This is a genomic window from Olleya sp. ITB9 (genome assembly GCF_001315805.1).
Lineage (GTDB): Bacteria > Bacteroidota > Bacteroidia > Flavobacteriales > Flavobacteriaceae > Olleya > Olleya sediminilitoris.
In genome coordinates this window covers 24,139-48,171 of record NZ_BCBW01000001.1, presented here as the reverse complement: position 1 = coordinate 48,171, position 24,033 = coordinate 24,139, and the positions used below count along the sequence as shown (strand labels likewise).

At 30.8% G+C, this 24,033-nt stretch carries 26 protein-coding genes and 1 tRNA gene; 11 read left to right on the top strand and 16 right to left on the bottom strand.

Annotation, left to right across the window (positions count from 1 at the left end; all coding sequences use genetic code 11):
- Positions 1–59 precede the first annotated feature (59 nt).
- From murA to ITB9_RS00240, 3 genes are all read right to left on the bottom strand, one after another.
- The gene (gene murA, locus ITB9_RS00250; protein ID WP_028291350.1) at positions 60–1,376 is read right to left on the bottom strand and encodes a UDP-N-acetylglucosamine 1-carboxyvinyltransferase; all 1,317 of its coding nucleotides are present in this window, start codon (positions 1,374–1,376) and stop codon (positions 60–62) included.
- Between the two features lie 8 nt (positions 1,377–1,384).
- The gene (locus ITB9_RS00245; protein WP_054850652.1) at positions 1,385–2,044 is read right to left on the bottom strand and encodes a DUF4290 domain-containing protein; all 660 of its coding nucleotides are present in this window, start codon (positions 2,042–2,044) and stop codon (positions 1,385–1,387) included.
- 71 nt (positions 2,045–2,115) lie between these two features.
- Positions 2,116–2,409: a DUF493 family protein gene (locus tag ITB9_RS00240; RefSeq protein ID WP_028291348.1), complete on the bottom strand. Its 294-nt coding sequence runs from the start codon at positions 2,407–2,409 to the stop codon at positions 2,116–2,118.
- A gap of 89 nt (positions 2,410–2,498) precedes the next feature.
- Between ITB9_RS00240 and ITB9_RS00235 the strand changes: the two genes are divergently transcribed.
- From ITB9_RS00235 to ITB9_RS00215, 5 genes are all read left to right on the top strand, one after another.
- Positions 2,499–3,041: an AAA family ATPase gene (locus tag ITB9_RS00235; protein WP_054850651.1), complete on the top strand. Its 543-nt coding sequence runs from the start codon at positions 2,499–2,501 to the stop codon at positions 3,039–3,041.
- Entirely contained in the window at positions 3,042–4,943 is a 1,902-nt protein-coding gene (locus ITB9_RS00230; RefSeq protein WP_054850650.1) for an ATP-dependent DNA helicase RecQ, read from the top strand.
- Entirely contained in the window at positions 4,940–5,890 is a 951-nt protein-coding gene (gene fmt / locus ITB9_RS00225; protein WP_054850649.1) for a methionyl-tRNA formyltransferase, read from the top strand. The genes ITB9_RS00230 and fmt overlap by 4 nt, the downstream gene beginning before the upstream one ends.
- Positions 5,891–6,083: 193 nt before the next feature.
- Complete coding sequence (locus tag ITB9_RS00220) at positions 6,084–6,356, top strand: HU family DNA-binding protein (RefSeq protein ID WP_028281811.1); 273 nt, start codon at positions 6,084–6,086, stop codon at positions 6,354–6,356.
- Positions 6,357–6,479: 123 nt separating this feature from the next.
- Positions 6,480–7,040 carry a YqgE/AlgH family protein gene (locus ITB9_RS00215; RefSeq protein ID WP_054850648.1) on the top strand — a complete coding sequence of 187 codons (561 nt, stop codon included), beginning with the start codon at positions 6,480–6,482 and terminating at the stop codon, positions 7,038–7,040.
- On the opposite strand, the gene ITB9_RS00210 is transcribed toward ITB9_RS00215, so the two are convergent.
- Together ITB9_RS00210 and ITB9_RS00205 are read right to left on the bottom strand one after the other, a co-directional pair.
- Positions 7,037–7,879, bottom strand: coding sequence for an aminotransferase class IV (locus ITB9_RS00210; protein ID WP_054850647.1), 843 nt, complete (start codon positions 7,877–7,879; stop codon positions 7,037–7,039). The genes ITB9_RS00215 and ITB9_RS00210 overlap by 4 nt on opposite strands.
- A gap of 52 nt (positions 7,880–7,931) precedes the next feature.
- Positions 7,932–8,318, bottom strand: coding sequence for an START-like domain-containing protein (locus ITB9_RS00205; RefSeq protein WP_028291342.1), 387 nt, complete (start codon positions 8,316–8,318; stop codon positions 7,932–7,934).
- 142 nt (positions 8,319–8,460) lie between these two features.
- Between ITB9_RS00205 and ITB9_RS00200 the strand changes: the two genes are divergently transcribed.
- The 3 genes from ITB9_RS00200 (at position 8,461) to ITB9_RS00190 (ending at position 10,911) form a co-directional block, all read left to right on the top strand.
- A tRNA-Met gene (locus tag ITB9_RS00200) sits at positions 8,461–8,534 on the top strand.
- Positions 8,535–8,803: 269 nt separating this feature from the next.
- Positions 8,804–9,577: a LexA family transcriptional regulator gene (locus tag ITB9_RS00195; protein WP_054850646.1), complete on the top strand. Its 774-nt coding sequence runs from the start codon at positions 8,804–8,806 to the stop codon at positions 9,575–9,577.
- Positions 9,574–10,911, top strand: a complete 1,338-nt coding sequence (locus ITB9_RS00190; RefSeq protein WP_054850645.1) for an exonuclease domain-containing protein — start codon at positions 9,574–9,576, stop codon at positions 10,909–10,911. Before ITB9_RS00195 ends, ITB9_RS00190 begins: the two co-directional genes overlap by 4 nt.
- Here the strand turns inward: ITB9_RS00190 and ITB9_RS00185 are convergent.
- The 5 genes from ITB9_RS00185 to ITB9_RS00165 form a co-directional block, all read right to left on the bottom strand.
- Positions 10,904–11,263, bottom strand: coding sequence for a hypothetical protein (locus tag ITB9_RS00185; protein ID WP_054850644.1), 360 nt, complete (start codon positions 11,261–11,263; stop codon positions 10,904–10,906). The genes ITB9_RS00190 and ITB9_RS00185 overlap by 8 nt on opposite strands.
- 13 nt (positions 11,264–11,276) lie before the next feature.
- On the bottom strand, positions 11,277–12,659 hold the full coding sequence (gene hisS, locus ITB9_RS00180) for a histidine--tRNA ligase (RefSeq protein WP_054850643.1): 1,383 nt from the start codon (positions 12,657–12,659) through the stop codon (positions 11,277–11,279).
- A 149-nt stretch (positions 12,660–12,808) separates the two neighbouring features.
- A complete protein-coding gene (locus ITB9_RS00175; RefSeq protein WP_054850642.1) occupies positions 12,809–13,276 on the bottom strand; it encodes a DUF6495 family protein in 468 nt (155 codons plus the stop codon).
- Between the two features lie 4 nt (positions 13,277–13,280).
- A complete protein-coding gene (locus ITB9_RS00170) occupies positions 13,281–14,225 on the bottom strand; it encodes a glycerophosphodiester phosphodiesterase family protein (protein ID WP_148638287.1) in 945 nt (314 codons plus the stop codon).
- A gap of 150 nt (positions 14,226–14,375) precedes the next feature.
- Complete coding sequence (locus ITB9_RS00165) at positions 14,376–14,768, bottom strand: hypothetical protein (protein WP_054850641.1); 393 nt, start codon at positions 14,766–14,768, stop codon at positions 14,376–14,378.
- Positions 14,769–14,985: 217 nt separating this feature from the next.
- Between ITB9_RS00165 and ITB9_RS00160 the strand changes: the two genes are divergently transcribed.
- Positions 14,986–15,309 (top strand): roadblock/LC7 domain-containing protein, encoded by a 324-nt coding sequence (locus tag ITB9_RS00160; RefSeq protein WP_028607086.1) that lies wholly within the window; start codon positions 14,986–14,988, stop codon positions 15,307–15,309.
- 14 nt (positions 15,310–15,323) lie between these two features.
- A complete protein-coding gene (locus ITB9_RS00155) occupies positions 15,324–15,698 on the top strand; it encodes a hypothetical protein (RefSeq protein ID WP_028291333.1) in 375 nt (124 codons plus the stop codon).
- Between the two features lie 86 nt (positions 15,699–15,784).
- Here ITB9_RS00155 and ITB9_RS00150 read toward each other — a convergent pair whose 3' ends face one another.
- The 4 genes from ITB9_RS00150 to rpsF all read right to left on the bottom strand — a co-directional run bounded on the left by ITB9_RS00150 (position 15,785) and on the right by rpsF (position 20,167).
- Entirely contained in the window at positions 15,785–18,937 is a 3,153-nt protein-coding gene (locus ITB9_RS00150; RefSeq protein ID WP_054850640.1) for a carboxypeptidase regulatory-like domain-containing protein, read from the bottom strand.
- Positions 18,938–19,072: 135 nt separating this feature from the next.
- Entirely contained in the window at positions 19,073–19,516 is a 444-nt protein-coding gene (gene rplI, locus ITB9_RS00145; RefSeq protein WP_054850639.1) for a 50S ribosomal protein L9, read from the bottom strand.
- A gap of 13 nt (positions 19,517–19,529) precedes the next feature.
- Positions 19,530–19,826: a 30S ribosomal protein S18 gene (gene rpsR / locus ITB9_RS00140; RefSeq protein ID WP_028291330.1), complete on the bottom strand. Its 297-nt coding sequence runs from the start codon at positions 19,824–19,826 to the stop codon at positions 19,530–19,532.
- A 2-nt stretch (positions 19,827–19,828) separates the two neighbouring features.
- Positions 19,829–20,167 carry a 30S ribosomal protein S6 gene (gene rpsF, locus ITB9_RS00135; RefSeq protein ID WP_054850638.1) on the bottom strand — a complete coding sequence of 113 codons (339 nt, stop codon included), beginning with the start codon at positions 20,165–20,167 and terminating at the stop codon, positions 19,829–19,831.
- Positions 20,168–20,372: 205 nt separating this feature from the next.
- Here rpsF and ITB9_RS00130 point away from each other — a divergent pair, with 205 nt between their 5' ends.
- Positions 20,373–21,068 (top strand): LytTR family DNA-binding domain-containing protein, encoded by a 696-nt coding sequence (locus ITB9_RS00130; RefSeq protein WP_028291328.1) that lies wholly within the window; start codon positions 20,373–20,375, stop codon positions 21,066–21,068.
- A gap of 56 nt (positions 21,069–21,124) precedes the next feature.
- Here ITB9_RS00130 and priA read toward each other — a convergent pair whose 3' ends face one another.
- Positions 21,125–23,578, bottom strand: coding sequence for a primosomal protein N' (gene priA / locus ITB9_RS00125; RefSeq protein ID WP_054850637.1), 2,454 nt, complete (start codon positions 23,576–23,578; stop codon positions 21,125–21,127).
- Positions 23,579–23,611: 33 nt separating this feature from the next.
- Positions 23,612–24,031, bottom strand: a complete 420-nt coding sequence (locus ITB9_RS00120) for a DUF2147 domain-containing protein (RefSeq protein WP_028291326.1) — start codon at positions 24,029–24,031, stop codon at positions 23,612–23,614.
- Positions 24,032–24,033 lie beyond the last annotated feature (2 nt).

Genomic DNA, 24,033 nt, shown 5'->3' with positions numbered 1-24,033 from the left:
ATAAACAAATGAAAGCATAAAGACTTCAATACTNTTTTTTTATGTCTTTTTATTTAATTTTAATTTCCTTCTATACGTTCTATTTTGGCTCCAATAGCTTGTAAACGTTCTACAATTTTTTGATAACCTCTATCAATTTGCTCGATGTTGTGTATTGTAGAAGTTCCTTTTGCAGATAATGCAGCAATTAATAACGATATACCTGCTCTAATATCTGGAGATACCATTGTTGTTGCCTTTAATTGTGATTTAAAATCATGTCCCATTACTGTGGCTCTGTGTGGATCGCAAAGTATAATTTTTGCTCCCATGTCAATTAATTTATCCACAAAAAACAGACGACTTTCAAACATTTTTTGATGCACTAAAACTTCACCTTTTGCTTGTGTAGCTACAACCAAAACAATACTTAATAAGTCTGGAGTAAATCCTGGCCAAGGTGCATCTGCAATAGTTAAAATAGAACCATCAATATAATTTTGTATTTGGTAACCATCTTTATGAGCAGGAATGTAAATATCATCTCCTTTACGCTCAACAGTAATACCTAATTTTCTAAACACATCTGGTATTTGTCCTAAATCGTCCCAACTTACATTTTTAATTGTAAGTTCAGATTTTGTCATAGCAGCTAAACCTATCCAACTACCAATTTCAATCATATCAGGTAACATAGTATGCTCTGTTCCACCTAAACTATCAACACCTTCAATAGTTAGTAAATTAGATCCAACACCCGAAATTTTTGCTCCCATTCTATTCAGCATCTTACATAGTTGCTGTAAATAAGGCTCACAAGCTGCATTGTATATAGTAGTTGTACCTTCTGCTAATACAGCAGCCATTACAATGTTTGCTGTTCCTGTTACAGAAGCTTCATCTAAAAGCATATCTGTACCAATTAATTTATCGGCTTCTACACCATAAAAATAATCTTCACGATTATATCTAAACTTTGCTCCTAAATTTATAAAACCCTCAAAGTGAGTATCCAAACGACGACGTCCAATTTTATCACCTCCAGGTTTTGGAATGTACCCTTTACCAAAACGTGCTAATAAAGGTCCAACAATCATAATAGACCCTCTTAAAGAACTACCTTCTTTTTTAAACTGAGCAGATTCTAAATATTCTAAATTTAAATCGTCCGCTTGAAAAGAGTATGTACTTTCTGATAATTTTTCAACCTTAACCCCTAAGTTACTTAAAAGTGATATTAGCTTATTAATATCAATAATATCAGGTATGTTATTTATGGTTACTTTTTCTGGAGTTAATAAAACTGCACATAATATTTGTAACGCTTCATTTTTGGCACCTTGAGGTTGTATGTTTCCTTTTAGTTGGTGACCACCTTCAATTTTAAATGTTCCCATAAATGTGATTAGTATCTTTTTCGGTTTCGGTTTTGATTATTATTTTTTTTGTGACCTCCTTTTTTATTATTGTTATTGGAGTATTTTTTTCCGCTTGATGCTTTCATTAATCTAGAAGAATCAGTCAAATCTTCTTCAGAGTTTTTAAGATTAATTTCACCATTTGATAGTTCAAATAAGTGGTCAAAAATCACTTTATCTTCAACAGTGTCTTTGTTCCAATTTAAAAAGCACTTTTTCATGTGATTGGCAATGGTATATGTCAAAGCTTCTTTCATTTCACCTTCTTCCCATGTTTTGGCAACATCAATCATTGTTTTTATATTATTACCATAAAAACGATATTTAGGAAAATTCTGAGGATATTTTAAAGGTTGAGGTCGTTCTGATAATTCTTCTTTAGAAGGTGCTCCATATGGCGAATCAGCATCTAACTCAAAATTAGACATGATAAATAATTGATCCCAAAGTTTGTGCTGGAAATCTGGTACATCACGCAAATGCGGTTGCATGTTACCCATTACTGCAATTATTGATTTTGCTAATTTGTTGCGCTCTTCTTTAGTGTCTTGTGCTTTAGCATGATTAATCATTTTTTGAATATGGCGACCATATTCTGGAATAATTAAATGTTCACGCTCTGTGTTATACTCTATGTCGTCTATCAAAATAAAAAAGTGTAGAATTTATAAGTGTGCATTGAAGTTTTTATAATGCTTGTGCAAAATACAAAAAAAAATTAAAGACTTATCACGCCTTCTACTTTTTCTGTAACTTCAAGGTACTTTTCAATAACGTGATCAGGATTTTTCATTCTAACGTTAATAGATACACTGGTGTATTTACCATTACTAGATTCTTTAGTTTTAATAACTGCTCCCATGTTATCAAAAATGGCTTCTACTTCTGCTATTTTCTGTAAATCAGATAACACTATAAATTTATACAAATACTCATTTGGCCAAAGCGCAGTATCTTGTAATTGTTCTTTTAATTTTGCGTAAAATTCTTCTGGATTTGGTGTCTTATTCATAGCTATTTAATAAGCAACAAATATACCATTTTGTTTAGATTTTTTTTTAATGAATTTATTTCGGATTTTTACCAATAAATTTTTTTCAATTGAAAGCAAAAAAGATAGTCATTACAGGAGGCCCAAGTACAGGAAAATCGGCAATTATTAACGAGTTAAACAAACGTGGTTACACATGTTATGAAGAGATTTCGCGTCAAGTAACGCTGGAAGCTAGAGAAAAAGGCATTGATCAAATGTTTTTAACTCAACCTTTATTATTTAGCGAGTTGTTACTTAAAGGTCGCGAGCAACAATATATTGATGCTACAAATAGCACTAATGAGTTTGTATTTTTAGATAGAGGTATACCTGACGTTGTGGCATACATGGAATATGCAAAAGAAGACTATCCAGAAAACTTTGTAAAGTCATGTCAAGAAAACACTTATGATTATGTTTTTATTTTAGCACCTTGGCAAGAAATATATAAAAGTGACGCTGTACGTTACGAAAGTTTTGAACAAGCCAAAATAATACACCAAAATCTATTAGAAACGTATCAAAAATACGATTACAATCTGCAAGATGTGCCTTTTGAAAGTATCGAAACTAGAGCGCAACATATTTTAGATGTCGTTAAAGCTTTGTAAATGAAACATCCAATTAACATATTAGAACGTTATTGGAAATTTACAGCCTTTAGACCACTTCAAGAAGATATTATTAATGCTGTTATTGCTAATGAAGACACTTTTGCCTTACTACCAACTGGTGGAGGAAAAAGTGTGTGTTTCCAAGTTCCTGCTTTAGCTAAAGAAGGAATATGTATTGTTATTTCGCCTTTAGTCGCTTTAATGAAAGATCAGGTTAAAGCGCTACAAAAAAAAGGCGTTAAAGCAATTGCTTTAACTAGCGGAATATCCAGCAAAGATATAGACACTCTATTGGATAATTGTATTTATGGTAATTATAAGTTTTTGTATTTGTCGCCAGAACGCTTGCAACAAGAATTAGTTCAAGATCGTATAAGACAAATGAATGTTAACCTTATTGCTGTAGATGAAGCCCATTGTATTAGTCAATGGGGAAATGACTTTAGACCTGCTTACAAAAACATAACTATTTTACGTCAGTTACATCCTACGGTTAATGTTATTGCGTTAACAGCAAGTGCTACTCCCGAAGTTATCGAGGATATTAAAACCGAATTAGATTTTATTAGCCCTAAAGTATTTAAGCAATCTTTTTACAGACCAAACATAGCTTATATGGTTTTTGAAGAAGAAGACAAATACTTTAGACTTGAAGCCATATTAAATAAAAACAAACAACCATCCATAATTTATGTTAGAAACAGACGCTTGTCTCTTGAAATCACTCAATATTTAGAACAAAAAAACATAACTAGCACTTATTATCATGGAGGCTTAAATAACACGCTTAAAGATCAACATTTAAATGATTGGCTTTTAGGTAAAAAACAAGTTATGGTTGCTACAAATGCTTTTGGAATGGGTATTGACAAGTCTGATGTTAAAACCGTTATACACATTAACCTTCCGGATAGTATTGAAAGCTATTTTCAAGAAGCTGGACGTGCAGGTCGTGATGAGACTAAGGCTTATGCTGTTATACTTAAAAACAAAAATGATGATAACGCATTAAACAAACAGTTTTTAAATGTATTACCAACTGTGGACTTCACTAAATTGGTATACCGTAAATTGTGTAGTTATTTTCAAATCTCATATGGTGAAGGCACCTATCAAACTTTTGATTTTAATTTTAATGACTTTTGTAAAACCTATAAGTTTAACACTGTAACGACTTACAACACACTAAACATACTTAACAATACAAGTATTATAACTTTAAGCAAACAGTTTAATAAACGTATTGAAGTACAGTTTACAGTGTCAAGCAATACGTTATTTAGATATTTAGAAACACATAAAAGTTTTGAAATTATTACTAAATCTATTTTAAGAACCTATGGTGGGATTTTTGAACATAGCACCAAAATAAATAGTAGCCTAATTGCCGAAAAAGCTAATGTGCAAGAACAAAAACTAATTTCGGTTTTGACACAGTTAGAAAAAGATCAAATTATAACCTTAAACATTAATAAAACTGATGCTCAAATCACTTTTATTGAACCTCGTGAAGACGAAAAAACAATAAACCGTGTTGCTACTATTATTAAACAGCAAAACTTACTAAAACAAAAACAAGTAAAAGCTGTTTTAGATTACGTTAATAATGACCAAATTTGCAAAAGCTTTCAATTATTAACCTATTTTGGTGAAAAAGACGTTGACAAATGCGGAATTTGTAGTGTTTGTATTTCCGCGAAAGCGAAACCAAAAACAGACATTAAAACAGTAAAACATGGTATAATTACCAATTTAGAATTTGGTGCAAAAACATCAAAAGCTTTATTTACAGCTTTACCTTTTACAGAAGCACAAATTAAAGCTACAATAAAAATATTATTGGAAGACAATACTATTGAAATTACAAAAACTAATAGTTACAAATTAAAACATTTATGAAAAAGGACTTAAAAATTGTTTTTATGGGAACACCAGATTTTGCGGTGACCACTTTAAAAACCATTTTAGAACATAACTATAATGTCGTTGGTGTGATTACTGCACCAGACAGACCTGCTGGACGAGGACGTAAACTAAACGAATCTGCTGTAAAAGTATTTGCAAAATCAAAAGATCTAACTATTTTACAACCTACAAATCTTAAAAGTGAAACTTTTTTAGAACAGTTAAAAGCTTTAAACGCCGACTTACAAATTATTGTAGCCTTTAGGATGTTACCTAAAGTTGTATGGGCAATGCCTAAACATGGAACGTTTAATCTTCATGCCTCTTTATTACCTAATTATCGTGGTGCAGCACCAATTAATTGGGCTATTATTAATGGTGAAACAAAAACAGGCGTATCTACTTTTTTTATTGATGAAAAAATTGATACTGGTGAAATGATTTTACAACAGGAGTTAGATATTAATCCAAATGAAAACGCAGGAAGCCTTCATGACAAATTAATGTATATTGGTAGTAGTCTTGTGATTGAAACTATTAAATTAATTGAAACTGGAGAGGTCAAAACTACACCACAACCAGAAGATGCAATAAGTAAAACTGCATACAAACTAAATAAAGACAACTGTAAAATAGATTTTACAGATACTATAGACAATATATATAATAAGATACGTGGATTAAGCCCATATCCTGCAGCTTGGTGTAAATTACATAACAATGACGACCAATTGGATGTTAAAATTTATAAAGCCGAAAAACAAATAGAATCACACAATCTTAATATTGGGACAATTATAAGTGACAAGTCCACACTTAAGGTTGCTGTAAAAGAGGGTTTTATAAATATATTAGACATTAAATTACCAGGAAAACGTAACATGGATATCAAATCACTTTTAAATGGTTACCAATTTGACCAGCAAGCAAAAATGCTGTAAACCCTTATCACCATTGATGTTACAATAAATTAACAAAAACACACCTTGTTTATTAACAAATGACTAAAGTTATTAACAAATACATGCTTTTCCCTTGCTATTACTTGCATAGTAGCATAATCCGTATAAATTTGTAAAGGATTTAACAAAAAAGTGTTTAATCAACTATTTATTAATAATTAAAATTAAAATTATGAACAAAACAGATTTAATCGATGCTATGGCAGAACACGCAGGAATTACTAAAGCAGCTGCAAAGAAAGCTTTAGAATGTGCGTTAATCGAAATTGAAGGATCTTTACAAAAGGGTAATAGAGTTTCATTAGTAGGATTTGGTTCTTGGTCAGTATCTAAAAGAGCTGCTAGAGACGGAAGAAATCCTCAGACTGGAAAAACTATCAAAATAAAAGCTAAAAACGTAGTTAAGTTTAAAGCTGGTTCTGATTTAGCAAACGCTGTAAACTAAACCTTTGCTTAAAATATTTTCAAAAAAGCCTTCAATATGAAGGCTTTTTTTATTTGATATAATTGATAATAATTGTTTTTTAACCAAAAAAATACTACATTTAAATAACCTAATCCTTTTACAATGACTACAACCAAACCAAAAAAGGGTGACTTATTAATTGCTGAACCTTCAATTATTGGAGATATATCATTTAATAGATCAATAGTACTTCTAACAGATTATAATAAAGAAGGCGCTATTGGTTTTATTTTAAATAAGCCTTTAAATTACTCGATAAGCGACTTGATACCACAAATAGATGCCTCTTTTGATGTCTATAATGGTGGACCTGTTGAACAAGACAATCTTTACTTTATACACAAACGTCCTGACCTAATACCAAATAGTGTGGAAATATCTTTAGGTATATTTTGGGGAGGAGATTTTAATATTGTTGCAGATTTAATTGCAAATAATCAAATTACAGCAAATGATATTAAATTCTTTTTAGGATACTCTGGTTGGGATAGTAACCAACTTGAGACCGAATTAAAATCTAATGCATGGGTTGTTACCAAAAATACTTACAAAAAGAATATCATTGAAAAAAGCTATGAAACCTTTTGGAAAGAAAAAATGATTGAACTTGGTGAAGATTACTCTATTTGGTCTAATGCTCCAGAAAACCCAAGTTACAACTAACCTAATCTAACTTTTACATTTAACTTTTGTAGTAGCATTTTAGCAACTTTATTTGTAAAGATTTTTTTACGGTATTTAGTAATTGGCTGTATTCCTTTAATAACGTTAGTTGTAAACAGTTCATCTGCCTTTTGTAACTCAAAAGGAGATATTGAAGCTTCTTCTAAAGTATATTCTGGTATTAGTTTGATAATTTCTAATAATTGTTGTCTTAAAATTCCTTTTAAACAACCATCAGATAATGGTGGCGTTTTTATGGTTTGTCCTTTGACCAAAAACAGGTTTCCATTTAAAGCCTCTACAACACTTTTATTAGTGTTAATCAGTAAACAGTTATCTAGTCTGTTTTCTTTAGCATAAATACTACCTATGACATTAATAGCCTTATTACTAGACTTTAAAGTAGACAACAAACTTGGTGACAAGTAATGATCTTTATATAAATCGACTTCATATTTATTATCATTTAGCAAGTAAAAATCTTCATCTAAAGCGTTAACATCTATAATATAGTTTACACCATCAGATTTTGGTAAGTATAAACCACCTTCTACTCTATCGATTTGAATTTTAACTCTTGCAGATTTACTAAGTAGACCATTAGCTTCAAGGGTGTTTTTTATTTCTTCTTCAAAAAATTCCATTGTAAAACTCATTGGTATTTTCATACGTAAAATACGCATTGAAGCCATTAGTCTAAAATAATGATCTTCAAAAAACAATAGCTTACCATGTACAGCTTTGATGGTTTCAAAAAGTCCATCACCATAAGAGTAACCACGATTTGTGTTAGATATTACTACGTTATTATCTTGAAGTGTTCCGTTAAAATTTATCATAAAAAAAGTCCCATTTTTCAATGGGACAAATATACTTTAATTGAATGTATTTTTAAGCAGAACCTATCACTTGTTTTAAGTCTGAGATTTGATTGGTCCAAAGCATTTTTGCTTCTTCTACCTCATCTTCCTCTGCAAAATCAGTGATAATAATTGAAACATCTTTAGTTATTTCGTCTACTTGAATTTTTATTTCAAAGTAATATGAATCATCTTCATCTACCAACCACTTAAATTTAATACGTTCTCCAGATTTTTTCGTAATTAATTTAGCCTGCTCTTCAGAACCGTCCCAAATAAATTTGAATAATTCTCCACGAGAGTTTACATTATCTGCAAACCATTCAGATAATCCAGAAGGTGTTGATATATATTGGTATAGTAATGATGGAGAAGCATGTACTACAAATTCCATCTCGTACTTTATTTTATCTTCCATTTAATTGTATTCTTGTCTATTATTATTTGTCCAATATATACATTAATTAATAAGTTTAGAAAAAAATTGAAATAAAAATTTTTATTTGAAATTTTATTTGCCACATTCAATATTCTTTATATATTTGCACTCTCAAAATTATGGCGAGGTAGCTCAGTTGGTTAGAGCGTCGGATTCATAACCCGGAGGTCACGAGTTCAAATCTCGTTCTCGCTACAAAATTTACACATTAAAAATCAACGGTTTAGTCTTCTAAACCGTTTTTTTATGCTTAATATTAATGTATGCAACTTCTTTTGCATACGATTGTGAATACGTTTGGATTGTAAATCAGAACACTTAACTTTTATAGTATTTAAAAAAATATCTTTCAGTTTTTTAAAACACTAAAGATCAAGTCATAATGTTTTATTTTGAAAAATAACTAACGTTGACTTAAATAAAAACTACAAATACAAGTTATTCTTACCTATATTTGTAGCATAATGAATTACATCGCTACAAACATAAAACACTTAAGAGGTCTTAAAAATCTATCTCAACAAGATTTAGCAGAAATACTTAATGTGTCAAGATCTCGAATTGGGTCGTATGAAGAAAAAAGATCTGCTCCAACCATAGAGTTTTTAATTTCTTTATCAAAACATTTCAAAATCACTATAGATTTACTATTAAAGTATGACTTATCAAAAAGTAATGCAACAACGTTTATTCAGTTAAATGAGCAACGTATACTGTTTCCTATTACAGTAGATGATGCAAATGATGACTTAATTGAAATTGTTCCTGTAAAAGCCTCTGCTGGATATTTATCAGGTTATGATGACCCAGAATATATTGAGCAGTTACAAAAAATGAAACTCCCCTTTTTACCTACCGGAAAACATCGCGCATTTCCTATCAAAGGAGACTCTATGTTACCCATGAAAGACGGATCGTTTGTTATTGGTCGTTTTATAGAAGATAGTAACGAGATTAAAAGTGGTCGCACATATGTATTAGTAACCATCAATGATGGTATGGTTTATAAACGCGTCCAAAATAACATTGACGCAAACCAAACTTTAACATTAATATCTGACAATACAAACTATCAAGAATACAGTATTTCAATTAACGAAGTATTGGAAATATGGGAGTTTACCTGCAGTATTAACACACAAGAGTACAGTCAAGAAGAATTAAAAATAAGTAGTATACTTAACATGTTTAATCAGTTAGGTATTGAGTTAAAAGCATTAGAAAAAAGTATAAAATGATGTATACTATTATTGATGTAGAAACTAGTGGTCCAACTAATAAGATTACTGAAATTTCAGTATTTAAATACGATGGAAATAAAATTGTAGATGAATTTACTTCTTTGGTAAATCCAGAGGTTTTTATACCTGTTTACATCACAACACTAACAGGAATTGACAATGGTACTGTAGCCAATGCACCTACATTTAAAGAGATTGCAGAAGATGTTTTGGCAATAACCTCAGACACCATTTTTGTAGCCCATAATGTCAATTTTGATTATAATGTTATTAGAAACGAATTTAAAGATATAGACATAGATTTTAATCGAAAAAAATTATGTACTGTAAGACTATCACGAAAACTTTTACCAGGTCACAAATCTTATAGCTTAGGTAAACTTTGTAACGATTTAGATATAAATATTGAAGACAGACACAGAGCACGTGGAGATGCAGAAGCAACGGTTATTTTATTTGAATTACTACTTAATCAGCAAGACTCTGAAACCGTGTTTAATGATTTTTTAAAGAAATCTTCCAAAGAAGCGACATTACCTTCCAACTTACCGACATCTGTTTTTAATAATTTACCCAATAAAGCTGGTATATATTACTTTAAAAACAAAAAAGGAAAAATTATTTATATTGGCAAAGCTAAAGACATCAAAAAACGTGTTTTAAGCCACTTTTACAGTAAAGCTCAAAAGTCTTTAGACCTATGCCGAAACACCTCTGATATAGACTTTGAACTTTCTGGAACAGAACTAATTGCTTTATTAATGGAAGATGCAGCTATAAAAGAACATTACCCAGAATTTAATATAGTCTCTAAACGCACACCTAAAGCATTTTCAATTTTTAGTTATGAAGATAGACAAGGTATAAAACACTTAGCATATAACACTTTTAAAGCAACACCTAACCCAATTGAAACCTTTTCTAATATTGCAGAATGTAGATCATACTTAGAAAAACTTTGTAATGATTTTGAATTGTGCCCCAAGTTTTGTCACTTACAAGATGGTGTTACACAATGCTCACATTACAAAATAAAAACTTGTAAAGGAATTTGTGATGCTAATGAATCTATAGAGGCTTATAACCTTAGGGTAAATTCTGCGATACAGTTTACAATTAATTCAAAAAAGGATATGGTTATCAAACAAAAAGGTAGACACACCAACGAAGAGGGTTTTATACTTATAAAAGATAGCACATATCAAGGTTATGGATTTATTGATAAAACAGAACAAATTAATAATCAAGAAGAATTAGAATATTATTTAATTCCGCAAAAAGACAATTTAGATATCCAGAAAATTTTAAGAAAAACGATACAAGCTAATTGATTGGTATTGGCATTTTTTTAATTCTAAAGCAACGTTCTTCTCCTAAATACAATGGATTACCATGCTTTTCTGACCAAAAACCTTCTAATATATCATTGGTTACACATTTGTAAACTACAACGCCTTTGTAAATAACATTATCTGCTCCTTTATAATTAAAATTAATAACTAAGATGTTATGTTTAAAAAAACCGGTTCCAAACTGCTCTTGATTATTATTAATTAGCCATTTAGCTTTAACTCTGTTATTTTCATCCAACTGTAAGTCTAAAACACCTTTGTAACCTGAACTATTATCATCCTGATTACTACCTTCAATTTGATATTGTCCAGGTAGTTGTTGGATAGTCATATATTAAATGTGTTTATTTTAGTCTAGAAATCATAGTCTGTAAATCAATTTTATCTTGATTACCAGAAATCATATTTTTTAAAGTGAATTGATTATTTTTCAATTCCTCTTCTCCTACTAATACAACAAACGGAATATTACGCTTATTAGCATAATTCATTTGCTTTTTCATTTTAGCATTATCCGGATATAACTCGGCATTAATATTTTGTTCTCTTAAAGCTTTTATTGCTTTTAAGCTAAATAACGATTCTTTTTCACCAAAATTTATAAATAAGACTTCGGTAGATTTTGTGACTGTTTCAGGAAACAAACCTAACTCTTCTAAAACTAAATAAATACGATCTAATCCAAAACTAATACCTACTCCACTTACATTTTTAAGACCAAAAATACCAGTTAAGTCATCATAACGACCACCTCCACCAATGGATCCCATAGCAACACCTTCTGGTGCTGAAACCTCAAAAATAGCGCCTGTATAATAATTTAAACCTCTAGCTAAAGTAACATCTAATTGTAATTTAGCCGATTTTAGACCTAAAATTTCAATTGCATTATTAATAAAATCTAACTCTTCAATACCTTTTTGTCCTTCTTCAGAAGTTGACAATATCGTTTTTAGGCTATCGATTTGAGACCCAAAATCTCCTGATAATGTAAATAATGGTTGAAGCTTAATTATACCTTCTTCAGAGATACCTTTACTAAGCATTTCTTCTTTGACTTTAGCTTCACCTATTTTATCTAACTTATCTAAAGCAACAGTAAAATCTATTAATTTATCACTGGCACCAATAACTTCTGCAATACCAGATAATATTTTACGATTGTTAATTTTAATGGTTGCTCCTTCAAGTTTTAAGGCTGTAAACACCTCGTCATACAATTGTACAAACTCAACTTCTTGCCATAAACTATCGCTACCTACAACATCTGCATCACATTGGTAAAACTCTCTAAAACGTCCTTTTTGTGGTCTATCTGCACGCCAAACGGGCTGCATTTGGTAACGTTTAAAAGGAAAATCTATTTCGTTTTGGTGTTGTACAACGTATCTTGCAAAAGGCACTGTTAAGTCGTAACGCAATGCTTTTTCAGAGATTTGCTTCGTTAACAAATTACTATCTCTTTTTATGTAATCTTCTTGAGAAACAGCTCCTTTTTTTGGATTTAAATAATCACCACTATTCAAAATTTTAAAAATCAAACGGTCACCTTCTTCTCCATATTTACCCATTAAAGTATCAGAGTTTTCAAAACTAGGTGTTTCGATTGGTTGAAACCCAAAACGTTGAAATTTAGACTTTATAGTACTAAAAATATAATTACGCTTTGCTACTTGTTCTGGATTAAAATCTCTTGTTCCTTTTGGTATGCTTGGTTTTTGTGCCATAATATTTCCTGCGAAAGCAGAAATGTTTTTAATGATTACTTTTTACTTTAATAGTATTTAAAATACTAACAATACAAAAATATATAATACTGTTGTCTTTGTTTACTTTTACAAGGAAAAACAATAGTATTGCTTTTATTAAAATTGATTTAGTTAATTAACGTATTCATATACTCATACAGTTCGCCTTTTGTAATAGCGCTTCCTGATTGGATTAACTTAAATTTATCTAAGTTTTTATCTTTAGAATAGTCTTTTTTACCTTGTGTAAAAGTTACGGTTTCATCCATTAAATTCTCACGAAGCCAATTAAATCCATCTTTTGTGGTCACATCTATTGGTCCATCTATTTTAATACCAATAACGTGCATATGATCTTCTTTAAAACTAAAAAGATGTATATTTTGAGCTGATATTTGCTCGACATATTTAACTGATTTTAAAACACCTTCCCAAACCAAGTCACTAAAAACATCTAATTCTTGCTCTGCTACTTCTGGTTGTTTTGTTTTAATAGTGGCCCACTCCTCTGCTGTGATAGATTGTGTGGCTAAAAAATTTATAAATTCTTGATGCAATTCTTCAAATTGTTCTTTTGTAAGTCTTGAATACTTCATTATGTTACTTTGTTATATTTAATGCTTTTGCAACGTCAAATGGTCTGTCTGTTGCAAACAAATCTATACCTTTATCTCTCCAAACTTTGTAAGGTACTTCTCCTTTAGCTTTGGCTTGTTTATCAAGGTTACCTAAAGTCCCTAACATTGTTTTTATACCATGCGATTGTACGGTTTTATAAAACTGGTTTGGTGATAATTTTGTACCTGTAAAAGCCAGCATATTTTGTGTTGGTATTTTTGAATGTAATAACCAATCTAATTCTTTTTGATTTCTAGCTGAAACCGATAACATTAAATTTGGTGCTAATGCGTAAGCTTCTGTTGCTTGCTTGATATCATAAGTTATAAGTATTGAAACATCTTCTGCTTCAACCTGCTTTACTAATGCTACAATTGCATCAAAAGATACACTACGTTTTTTGTCTAAAGTTAACACTACATTATTTTGTTTGGCCCAAAGTAAAACCTCTTTTAATGTTGGAATTTTAAATGTAGTCTCATTACCATAATCATCAACTAAATTAAAGGCTTGAAGCTCTTCATAAGTATATTTGTTTAATCTATCTGTTCCTGTTGTTGTACGCTCAAGAGTGTTATCGTGCATTAAGACTAATACATTATCTCTGGTTTGTGCGACGTCAATCTCATAAATTGCAGGTATGCTGTCATTGACATATTTTAAAGTTTCTAGACAGTTTTCTGGATAGTGCTTTAAACCTTTACCTCCACGATGTACACTTATAATTAGATCGTCTTTTGGATTATATTTAAAAGTTTCAATTAATACTGATTGCTTTTCTGTTTGTGCTTTTGTTTCAGTATTAGTTTCGGTAGTGTTAGATACATCTTCTTTTGCATCCTTACAAGACACTACGCTTATTAAAAACACTAATAAAATTAACTGTTTGATGGCCTGATTTCCGCGAAAGCGATAAAATAATTTCATTTAAAATAGATTTTGTAACAAATGATTAAAAAAAAATGCGCTCCTTAAAAGGAGCGCAAATTTACATAATATATTGTAGTTTTATATAGTCTGCAATTCTAGATTTTAAATATCAATAGAATTATTTTATGTAATGACTATCTGTATTGTTTATCGTCTTCTTCTTCCAAAATAACCGCTTTTCATACGTGCGTTGTATGTTTTATTAGCACCTGATGCTGTTGGATCAAACCCTGAAGCTTTAGAATCGCTGTCAATTTTATCTGTTTCTGTTTCAATTTTACTCTCAACTTCATCCGGTTTCACCTCTTGATCCACTTTCACCTTTTCAAAAACGATGTCTTGGTTTTCAATTTCTAAAATTTCAGCAACAGGTACTTCGGCAACTTCTATCGCTTCAATTACTGGATCAGCTTCTTCAGTTATAGTTTGTATTACCTCTTCCTTATAGTTTTTTAGCCCTGTTTTATTTGCCTCAAATTTTTTTTTTCTGTTTTCTAAGATGTCTACTAATTCTTCTCTAGATTTTTCTTTTAAGCTCATATTTTAAACTTGGGTTATAGTTTTGAATTTGCAATTTTAAATAATATTTAGCTAAACTCCTATTTATGTGTGATTAAAAAGCATATTTACCCTATTCGAAACCTGCTTTTAATCGCTAAAAACAAACACTTAATCTATATGTGTAGTATTTAGTAATAATTTAACTTTGCAAAATGTAATAAAATACTACATTGCGACCTTATCACCAAATTTAAATATGATTAACCTACAACAATTACTTCAAGATACTGGAGCTATTACTGCTATACTTGCTGATAAAGACGGTAATGTAATAGACTCTATTAACACTGAACATTCTAATAATTTAGCACTAATGACTGAAACAAGTTTTGCTATGTGTAATGACTTACTTAAAGATATTACAGGTAGTAATCTAAATCAGTTAATAGCTAGGTCTGAAGAAAACTTTGTGGTTGTTAATAAATTAGACTCTGATAATTTAATTTTATTAGCGTCCGATAACATCTCGCGTTTTGGACTACTACTTAAACAAATGAATTCATTAAATATTAATAAATAAACCACAAATCAATTATGTCAAACTTTCTAGAACAATTCACAGAGGATATTAAATCAAATGTACCAGGTTACATTGCTGTATCTGTAACAGAGGTTAGCTCTGGTGTATGTTATGTATCACACTCTAACTCTCCTACTTTTGATCCTGAAATCGCATCTGCTTTTAACCTTGAGGTTGTTAAAGCTAAGAAAAATGCAATTAAAGCTTTAGATCTTGATGCTAACATCCAAGATATTTTAATTACACTTAACAGTCAAATACACATTATTGATGTATCTGAAAACGGTGAGTATTTTATTTACTTAGCTGTTGATTCTGACAAGGCAAACTTAGGTATGACTAGAGCATTACTTAAAAAATATAAGAAAGAAATTGTAAGCCAATTATAAGCTTAAATTCTTACTAAAGAAAAAGCGGATGATTCTAAAATTAGAATTATCCGCTTTTTTATTTATAAAATCTGTCTATTTAAATGTTAGAAAATATATCTAACTCCAAATTGTGCTTGCCATCTTGATAATAAACTTGTATCATATGAAAAAGTTTCAGTAACTCCAGTAAATGTATATGTTGGTACTCCTGAATCATCAACATCTACACCTACAGGTTGAACAGATGTTGGTTGTTGTACAACTCCCCATTCACTATTTATTAAATTTCCAATGTTTAAAACATCTAAGCTTAATTGAATTGTATTTGTTTTACCTCCACCAACATTAAAATTATAATCTTGCAATAATTTAAGATCCCAACGACCTCTCCAAGGTGCTAAAGCTCCGTAACGCTCTACGTAATCACCACGACGCTCACTTAAGTAATCATCTTGTTGGATAAACGCTTCATAAGCTTCTGCTTGACCAGCTCCTGAAAATTGCATATTTTGTAATTCTGAAGCAGTTGGAACATATAATAAATCATTTAATGCCGAACCATCTCCATTTAAATCTCCTCCGTAAGTGTAATTAAAACGTCCACCTTGAGCGTACTCGAAAAAAGTAGAAATTGTAGTTGACCATTTGTCATCTCCATAGGTAAACTTTTTACTAGCAACACCAATAAAACGGTGTGTATCACCATATTTAGAATAGGATAATACATCATCATTTGCATTACCAACTACAGGATTAAAAGCAAATGCATCTCCTGTAATTTCTGCCTCAATTGAGTTAACGTCTTTTGAATTCAAATAATTATAAGCCAAACTAGTATACAATCCGTTATCAAATGTTTTTTGAGCTTTAGCAGTAAAGTTCCAAATACGTCCTTTATCAGAATTTGTAAATACATAGGCATTATTAATTATATCTGCATCTGTATAAACAGGTCTATTATCACCTGGTGCACCTAAAGTACCAGATGGATTACGTAATCCCCAATTTTGTACGTGTGCTCCATTAATATCTTTTGTGTAAGAAATATCTCCCGTAGCAACAATACCATTATCAAATCTATAATCAGCACCAATATTAGTTCTCCATACTTGTGGGAATTTAAAATCAGGATCCACCATCTGGTAAAAGAAAACTTCTGGGTTAGCAATTTGGTTACCTAACCAAACAAATGGTAAACGCCCTGTAAATAAACCTGTTCCTCCACGGACTTGAAAACTATTATCTCCTTCCACATCATAATTAAAACCTATTCTTGGTGAAATTAAAAATTTATTAGAAGGCATTTTAGTATTATCTAAAAATACGCCTTCTCCTGTATTAGGATTAATATACTCTATATCTGGAGAATAACAACATGCTCTATCAATTACCTCTTGAGCTTTTGTAGAAGAATCAAAGAACAATGGTTTATCAAATCTTACTCCATAAGTTAATTTGAAATTATCAGTAACATTCCATTCGTCTTGTAAATAAAAAGCAAATTGACCAACATTAGTTTCTGCTAAAGCCCAACTGTCATTATTTGTATTTGTATCATAAACATTTTGCGCATTAGCCATAGCATCTGCTAGCATACCGCTAGAAATAGCCGTGTTAAATGCTTCAATATCAGCAAAATCACCATAAAAAGCACCTACATAACCACCATCTGGATACTCAGGGTATTGACCTGGTCCAAAACCATAACCATAAGCACCTAGGTTAAATGAATTATCAAATTCAAATTTTTCATAAGACACTCCAGCTGTAAATGTGTGATCTCCTTTAATGTAATTTAAATTATTAGAAAATTGTAAAACCTTTTGGTCTAATTTATTATTAATTGAAAAGGGTTCATGCCCTGCAACAATATAGTTGGTTCCTGCTCCATCTAATATTCTAAAAGCAGGCATTGGAGACGATAAAGGGTTTCTAAAATCATCAAAATGAGTATATCCAACTTGTAATTTATTAGTAATACGACTTGATAATGTTGAATTTAATTCTAATTGAACTGAATTTATATTATTATTAATTTCATAACCTGAGTTTTCAAATTGTAAGGTAGCAAAACTTGGTCCCCTAAATCCTAAAGCAGATGGATGTGCAGGTTTTTCTTTAGACGCATTTAAAAAATTGTAAATTACAGCTAAACGATGATTGTCACTAATATTCCAATCTAATTTAAATATTCCTTTAGTAGAGTTAGAATCGTAATTAAAACCCTCATATCTTCCGGTATCATATCCAATACTAGCTAACCCATTTTGAACAGTTATTAAATCAGACTCTAAAACACGAGTTTCATTAATAGCACCTGTGCCTCTATTAGGAGCAAAACCGTTTGTACCTAAATCAGAACGTTCATCTTTTTCAAAGTTTGCAAAGAAAAATAATTTGTTTTTTATAATTGGTCCACCTAAACTTACACCATATTGGTTTTGTTTTAAGTCAGATTGAAAAACATCTTCTCCCTTTATCTTTCCTCCAGTCATATCTTCGTTTCTAGTAAAACCGTAAACTGTACCATGAAACTCATTAGTACCACTTTTAGTAACTGCATTTACAGCAGCACCTGTAAACCCAGACAAGGTAACATCATAAGGTGCTAATGACACTTGAATTTGGTCAATTGCATCTAAAGAAATTGGCTGAGAGTCTGTTTGTCCACCTGGAGTTGCAGCATCTAATCCAAATGGATTATTAAATACTGCTCCATCTAGAGTAAAATTGTTAAACTGATCGTTTCTTCCTCCAAAAGAGTTTCCTGAAGCTGATGGCTCTAATCTTGTAAAGTCAGAAGCTGATCTTGAAATTGTAGGTAATGTTGTTAATTCTCTTCTTCCAACACTAGTTTCTGCTCCTGTCCTATCACTACCAAAAGTACCTGAAGATGAGCCTGTAACTACAACTTCATCTAACGCCTCTTCGCTAGTATTCATTGTTGCATCTAGGTTTGCTGTTTTACCTAAAGTTAAATAAATATTCTCAAAAGTTTTATCTGTAAATCCAACGTAAGAAATAGTAACCGTATAAGGTCCTCCAACCCTAAGATTTAATAGGTTATACCTACCGTCTACATTACTAATTGCACCATACTTAGTACCTGTTGGACCATGTACAGCGACAATGTTAGCACCAAATAAGGTGACATTTGAGTCGTCTGTGACTAAACCTTTGATATTAGACGTAGTAACTTGAGCAAAACTCATAACTGCGAATAACAATAAAGTAATAGTTAATTGTAATTTTTTCATGTTGTTGTGTGTTATGTTATAAACATATTATGCGTGCATAATATCTTACAAAATTAACACAAAAAAAAGCTACTCGATATGAGTAGCTTTAATATTTAGATGTAATTTATTAACTTTTTGTTAACAAATTAAAAATTATGCTTGTGCAACAACGTCAAATTCTAAATCAACATTTACTGATCTATGTAAACGTACAGCAGCAGTATACTTACCTAAACGTTTTACTGTAGTTACAGAAATGAATTTTTTATCTATACTTTGACCTTCTTTAGCTAAAGCTTCTGCTACATCAATGTTGTTAACAGATCCAAATAATTTGTCTCCTTGTCCAACTTTAGCAGGTATTTTAATTTCTAAAGCTTTGATAGTTTCAGCAACTTTATTAGCTTCTTCAACTTCTTTAGCTTCTTTAAAAGCACGTTGCTTTAAAGTTTCTTCTAATGCTTTTTTAGCAGAGTTAGTTGCTAAAACTGCATGTCCTGTAGGGATTAAAAAGTTTCTACCATAACCGTTCTTAACCGTTACAACATCGTCTTTAAATCCTAAATTCTCAACGTCTTGTTTTAATATAAGTTCCATTGTTATGCTATTTTTATTTTAATAAATCTGCTACGTAAGGCATTAAAGCTAAATGACGTGCTCTTTTTACAGCTACAGACACTTTTCTTTGATACTTTAAAGAGGTACCTGTTAAACGTCTAGGTAAAATTTTACCTTGCTCGTTAACAAAACCTAATAACCAATCTGCATCTTTGTAATCTACGTACTTGATTCCAGACTTTTTGAAACGACAATATTTTTTATTCTTGTTAGTTTCAATATTTAAAGGAGTAAGATATCTGATTTCTCCTTCTTTTTTTCCTTTTGCTTGTTGATCTATACTTGCCATGATTACGCTTTTTGTTTTAATTTAACTCTTCTACGTTCTGCCCATGATACAGCATGTTTGTCCATTGCAACAGTTAAGTAACGCATAAAACGCTCATCACGTCTAAACTCTACTTCTAAAGGATTAATTACTTCTCCTTCTACTTGGTACTCAAATAAGTGATAAAATCCACTTTTTTTGTTTTGAATTGGGTAAGCTAACTTTTTAAGTCCCCAATCTTCTTTTGATACCATCTTAGCTCCTCTAGAAACAAGAAAATCTTCGTATTTCTTTACTGTTTCCTTTATCTGTGTCTCAGATAAAACGGGATTTAAGATGAAAACAGTTTCATAATGATTCATAAAAATCTAATTTATTTGTGTTAAAAATGAGTGCAAAAATACTTCTTTTTATTTAATCTCACAAATTGTTTTTTATCCATATCAGTAAATAACATTCAACAGATGATAAATAAAATGTTAATTTTTACATTTAAGCGATGTTTTTTGGTTTTAATCCGGATTTTTTGTACTATTGTCGATAAATTAACCTATTAAAAAATATACTATGATATTAAATTGTGTAGTAGTTGATGATTCAGCAATACAAAGACTATCTATTGTAAAGCTAATTGAAAATAACAATCATCTAAATCTAATTGCGGAATACAGCAGTGCTTTAGAGACTAAAAATGGATTAAACACACACAAGGTTGATCTTATATTTTTAGATATAGAAATGCCAGTACTTAATGGTTTTGAGTTATTAGATGTATTAAATAATAAACCTCAGATTGTTTTTGTTACAGGTAAAACAGAATATGCATTTAAAGCTTTTAACTATGATGCTACTGACTATTTACAAAAACCAATTACTAGAGAACGTTTTAGTCAAGCGGTTGATAAAGCTGTAGAGCAACACAAACTTAAACTTGATTTTAACCAAGAAGAAGGCGAGCATATTTTTGTTAAAAGTAACCTAAAAAAACGTAAAGTATACATTAGAGACATTAAATGGATTGAAGCACTTGGTGATTATGTTAAGTTAGTGACCGAAGATACAAGTCTTGTTGTTTTATCTACAATGAAAGCATTTGAACACGAATTACCTGAAGGTAAGTTTTTAAGAATCCATAAATCTTATATTGTCAACCTTGACAAAGTAGATAGATTTAATAGTAAAAATGTTGAAGTTGGTGCCTATGAAATACCTTTAAGCCGAAACAAAAAAACACAATTAGTTGATGCTTTAAATAGTATTTAACTAACAAAATATAAGCCCTAAAAAAAGCCTACTTATTCAAGTAGGCTTTTTTTTGTTTAGTAATTATCTACATTTACCACAATCCTGACACCTTTAAAATTACCAATAGCTTCAAAAGACGTTTGTACCTTTTTAATGGCTTCTTTTGTTTTCCCTAAAGGTTGTCCTTGAGGTATTTTAATTAAAATATTTTTATGATATTGATTTCTAATTCTTGAAATTGGAGGAAACTCTGGTCCTAACACATTATGTTTAAACAATTGCGTTAATGATTTTGCCAACCAGTCTGCAGACATATCTACTTTATTATAATCACGATGTTTTAGTGTGATTTTTACTAATCTGTAAAATGGTGGATATTTATAGTTATAACGCTCTTCCAACTGTTCTTTAAACATACCAACATAATCATTAGTTGAGACTTGTTGTAATATTTTGTGATACGGATTATAGGTTTGTATTAATACTTTTCCTCGTTTTTCTGTACGTCCTGCTCTTCCTGACACTTGAAGCATTAACTGAAAACTACGTTCATGAGCTCTAAAGTCTGGAAAATTCAACATATTGTCGGCATTCATTATACCAACCAATTTTACGTTTCTAAAATCAAGACCTTTAGTTAACATTTGTGTCCCAACTAAAACATCAATTTCTTTTTGTTCAAAAGCTGTAATTATTTTTTCGTAACCAAATTTACCACGTGTAGTATCTAAATCCATACGACCCACTTTAAGATCAGGAAAAATGTGTTTAACCTCAGCTTCTATTTGTTCTGTACCAAAACCTTTAGTATCTAATCCAGGTGTTCCACAAGCCATACACTTAATTAACATTGCACTATTATAGCCACAATAATGACAACGCAATTGTTTACGATATTGATGATACGTTAAACTTACGTCACAGTTAGGACATTGCGGAGAATGACCACAAGTGTTACACTCTACAATTGGAGAATATCCTCTTCTATTTTGAAATAATATAATTTGATGCCCTTCTTTAATGGCTTCATTCATTTCTTCAATTAATCTATCCGAAAAATGACCTTTCATCTTTTTACGCTTTTGCTTATCCTTAATATCTACCAATTCTATATCTGGTAATTGGACGTTATTATAGCGTCTATTGATGTTTACTAAACCATATTTTTTTTGTTGTGCGTTATGGTAACTTTCAATACTTGGTGTTGCACTACCTAACAACGTTTTAGCTTTAAATATTGAAGCTAAAACTACTGCAGCATCACGTGCATGATATCTTGGAGCAGGATCAAATTGTTTAAAGGAAGACTCGTGTTCTTCATCCACAATTATCAATCCTAAATCACTAAATGGTAAAAATATAGATGATCTAGCACCTAAAACTATTTTCGCTTTCGCGGAATTACTAAGCACTTGATTATAGACCTCAACACGCTCATGAGCCGAGTATTTACTATGAAACACAGCCACTTGCTCTCCAAAATAATTTTGTAACCTAGTCACTAATTGTGTGGTTAAAGCTATCTCTGGCAATAAGTACAATACTTGTTGATTATTTAATAAAGCTTGTTCTATTAGTTTTACGTAGACTTCGGTTTTACCTGAAGAAGTAATACCATGAAGTAAAACCACATTTTGGGTTTTAAAACTTTGCTGTATTTGGTGCAAAGCTTCGGTTTGATACTGGTTTAATTGTTTTAAGGCTTCATTGTCTTCGCCTTCATAAACCACACGATCTGTTTGTATATGATAATCTTCTAAAATACCTTTATCTATCAATGTTTTTATTGTAGAGGATGTTGCATTACTTTCTGTAACTAATTCAGCTACTTTTACAGGATTTTTAGTTTTTGCTGCTATTGAAAATAAAGTTAAAATAACATCGCGTTGTTTTGTGGCTCTGCTACTTAAGTTTTCTAATAACTGATTTAAACTATCTTGGGAAGTATAAGCTTGGGTTAATTTTACGTATCTAACGTATTTAGGTTTATACTTATCGTAAATTTCTTCGTTTAAAATTATAGCTTCCTTTTCTACCAAACGTTTTACTACAGGAAGCACATTTTTTTTATCTAATATATTAGATATATCTTGAATCTTAAGTGAAGATTGATGTTGCAATGCTTCGTAAATTAAATATTCGTCGTCTTTTAACTCGGTTTCATTTAATTGATTAGCATTGTTTTTACTAATAATAGTTTCGCTTTCAAGCAAAAAAGCATTAGGTAAAGCTGCACGCATGACTTCACCTTCTGTACACATATAGTATTTTGCAATCCATTGCCACAATTGCAATTGTTTTTGAGTTACAATTGGTGTGTCATCTAATATTTGATGTATTTGCTTAGCATCGTATATTAATGGTTTGGTTTGGTGTATTGCTGCTACAATACCTGTGTAAATTTTGGATTTCCCGAAAGGGATGGAAACACGCATTCCTTCCTTTAAAAAACCACTTTCTGCTTGCGTTATACTATACGTAAAGCGATTTTGTAAAGGAATTGGAAGAATGACATCTATAAAATGCAATGGATGCGTATATTTTTGATTAATTATTGGGTGTTATTGTACGCGTTCCCAATATTGCGTCGAGTATAAAAACCCTATGTAACCTCTAACTTGAAGTTTGTCCTCGTCTGTTACAGCTAAACGTAAGTCATAAACTTTTCCGTTTTGCGGATCTACAATTGATCCATGTTTGTAATACTTACCATCTTTAGTCATATCTTTAATAAGGTGTAATCCTAAAATTGGTTTGTTGTAATCTTCTCCTTTACATTTTTTGCAAAGATTTTTTTGTTTAGCAGGATCAAAAATCTTAACTATTTTACCAAATACTTTTCCATCTTTCTTGTAGATTTCTACAATAGATTTTTTGGCTCCAGTCTCATCATCAACTGTTGTCCATTGCCCAAATATACTTTGCGCTTGAGTTGATAAACTGATTAAAAATACGGCTAATACTAAAATACTTTTTTTCATAA